General features: G+C 80.1%; 1 protein-coding gene and 1 pseudogene. Both read left to right on the top strand.

The window, feature by feature from the left end; genetic code table 11:
• The first annotated feature begins 76 nt into the window (after positions 1-76).
• Complete coding sequence (locus ACFUEL_RS37475; RefSeq protein ID WP_380242339.1) at positions 77-2065, top strand: FtsX-like permease family protein; 1989 nt, start codon at positions 77-79, stop codon at positions 2063-2065.
• Positions 2066-2193: 128 nt separating this feature from the next.
• A pseudogene (locus ACFUEL_RS37470) lies at positions 2194-3151 on the top strand (hypothetical protein); the annotation flags it as partial.

The following is a 3151-nucleotide window of genomic DNA, read 5'->3' as shown; positions in this document are numbered from 1 at the left end:
CGTAGAAGAGTATAAGAGAAATCTACACAACCTCGCGCTCATAACGCTGCACCAACTGCTGCTCTACCGCAGCGCCGTGGCCGCCCCGTCCGCCGTCGGGTTCGGCAGTCCGGCCGACCCGGTGCTGGTGCTCACGCCCGTCGCGCTGCTGGCCGCCGGGGCGCTGCTGACGCTGCGGCTGCTGCCCCCGCTGGCCCGGGTCCTGGAACGGCGGGCGGCCCGCGGCACCGGGCTGGCCCTCGCCCTCGGCGCCTGGCAGCTCGGCCGCCGGGCCGCCTCCCACGCGGCCGGCGCGCTGCTGCCCGTCCTGGCGCTCGCGGTCTGCGCGTTCTCCGCCACCGCGCTCGCCGACTTCGGGCCGAGCTACCGGGACCGCGCGGCGGCGGCCGTCGGCGCGGACCTCACCGTCACCGGCGGCGACCTGCCCGCCGCCGCCCGGCACGCGGCGCTGGCCGCGGTCGACGGCGTCCGCGCCGTCACCCCCGTCGCCGAACTGCGCGGCGACCTCGGCGACCGTCCCGTCACCGTTGTCGCCCTGAACACCGCCACCGCCGGGAGCACCCTCTCCGCGGGGGCGCTGGCCTCCGGCGCCACCGCGCACGCCCTCCCCGCGCTGCGCGCGGACCTCACCGACCGGCCCGCCGGCGACCTGCTGCCCCTGCTGCGGGAGGGACTGCCCGACCACGGGCTGCCGCTGCCCGGCGATCCGGACGCGCTCGAGGTCACCGCCGCGCTCGGCGCCGACGGCCCGCTGCCGGACGGCTCCGTCCGGCTCGCCCTGTCCGTGCAGGACGCCGACGGCCTCACCGTCCAGGCCGCCGCCGACTGGCCCGCCGACGGACGGGAGCACACCGTCCGCCTCGCGCTCCGGCCCGACGGTGCCCGGCAGGCCGCGGCGCTCCCGCTGCGGATCTCCCGGGTCGCGGTCCTGCCCCGGGTCGACCTGCCCGGACGGCGCAGCCTCACCCTCGACCTGCGGCGGATCACCGCGACCGGCCCCGCCGGGCCGCAGGAGGCGGTCCTGCCCGCCGGCAGCGGTTGGCAGCCCGCCGCGCCCGGGGCCGGCCGGCCCGAGGACATCGGCTGTCCCGGCTACGCCGCCCGCAACCCGGCCAAGCCGATCCCCGAGACCGGCGACGACCTGGCCGGCCCGTGCTCCCTCGCCGACCCGCCGGGCGTCCTGCTGCACGCCGTCCTGCGCACCCAGATGCCCGGCGGCCTCGGCGGCTCCCGCCCCCCGCAGGTCGCCTACGTGCCGCTGTCCGGCACCGCCCCGCGCGCCGCCGTCCCCGTGCTGGCCGACGACGCGCTGCTCGCCGCCGGCCACGGCATCGGCTCCGAGCTCACCCTCACCTCCGGCGGCGAGACGCTGGTCCGGGCCCGGATCGTCGGCCGCCTGGCCGCCGTCCCCGGCCAGCCCCGCGACCGCCCCGCCGTCCTCGCCGACCTGGCGGCCCTCACCGCCCAGCGCCTCCTCGACGGCACCGATCCCGTCACCGAGACCCGCTGGTGGGCCGCCACCGCGCCCGGTGGCGGCGGCGCCGCGGAGCACGCCCTGCGCGCCCGTCCCGAACTCGGCGATGTCCGCTCGCTGGCCGCCGCCGCCGACCGGATCGCCCGCACCCCCTACCAGCGCGGCCTGCGCACCTCCCTGTGGCTGTGCCTGCTGCTCGCCCCCCTGTTCGTCGCCACCGGCGCCACCGTCCAGGCCGCGGTGGCCGCCAGGGCCCGCGCCCGCGAGTTCGCCCTGCTGCGCGCGCTCGGCTGCCCGCCCCGCCTGCCCGCCGCCGTCCTGCGCGTCGAGCACCTCACCCTCACCGCCTTCTCCGTCCTCACCGGCACCGCCCTCGGGCTGGGCCTCGCAGCCGTCCTGCTGCCGCTCGTCGTCATGGACGACAACGCCGTCGCGGTCTTCCCGGCCCTGCGCACCGCCGCCGGCTGGCCCGCGGCGGTGCCGGCCGCGCTCGGCACGGGGGCGCTGGTCGCCACCGTCACGACGGTGCTGGCGCGCCGGCTGGCCCGGACGGACCTGACGCGGGTGCTGCGGGCGGGGGAGGACGGGTGAGTCCGCCGGCGCCCCCGCACCGCCGGGGCGCTCCCCCGCACCGCCGGGGCGCTCCCCCGCACCGCCGGGGCGCTCCTCCGCGCGTGCCCCCGCACGCTCTTCCCGCCCGTCCGACCAGGAGCCTGACCGTGACCGTCCCGCGCCGCCGGCTGCCCCTCCACGTGCTGCTCCTCCTGCTGGTCGGCACGGTGACGGCGTTCGCCGCGGCCTGGCAGCCGAGCTACGAACGGGCGGCCACCCTGGCGCTCGCGCAGGGCGTCGCGCACGAGGAGGAGCAGGGGCCGCTGGTCACCGCCACCGCGGGCATGCAGCCGCTGGCCGGCGGGGCGGGCACCCCGGACGGCGGGCCGGTGCCGCACCTCGGGACCTTCCAGCGGGACCTGGACCGGCTGACCTCGCGGCTGGCCGCCGGCGCCGGGCCCCGGCTGGGGGCGGTGCTCGGCAAGCCGGTGACCCGGGTCTCGGCCGTGCCCGCCACTGTCGCGGACGGCGGCGCGGCCCGTCCGTACGGCCTCGATCCCGAACTGCAACTGGTGTACGCGCAGGACGCGCCGCCGTTGGTCCGGTACGTGGCGGGGCGGGCGCCGGCCCGGCCCGCGGGCGACGGGACGGGGGCCCCGGTGGAGGTGGCGCTGTCCGAGCAGAACCGGCAGGCGCTGGGGCTCGAACTCGGCCGGACGTTCCGCCTGGACGGCGGGCCCCGGCTGCGGACGGACGCCGTGCTGGCGCTCTGCGGGGAACGCACCCTGGACACCCTGCCGTGCGCGCTCGATCTGCGGTCCACCGCCCCGCCGCAGGTGACCGAGCGGCTGTCCGCGACCGCGCTCGCCTTCCAGCACCGCTCGGAGCGGACCGACGCGCTGCGCTCCTTCGCGCTGGCCGGTCTGCTCGCCGTCGCCGCCGCGGCGGCGCTGGCGGCCGCCCGGCTCGCGGTGCGCCGGGAGGACGGCGCGCTGGCGCTCCAGCGGGCCCGCGGCGCGTCCCCCGGGCGGACCGGCGCGGCGCGGCTGGCCGAGACGGCACCCGCCGTGCTGCTGGGCCTGCTGGTGGGCGAACTCGCCGCCGCGCTGGTCACCGCCCCCCGGC

The organism is Kitasatospora sp. NPDC057198 (genome assembly GCF_042670125.1).
In the GTDB taxonomy this organism is placed as follows: domain Bacteria; phylum Actinomycetota; class Actinomycetes; order Streptomycetales; family Streptomycetaceae; genus Kitasatospora.
This window is presented reverse-complemented; position numbering and strand designations above follow the sequence as displayed.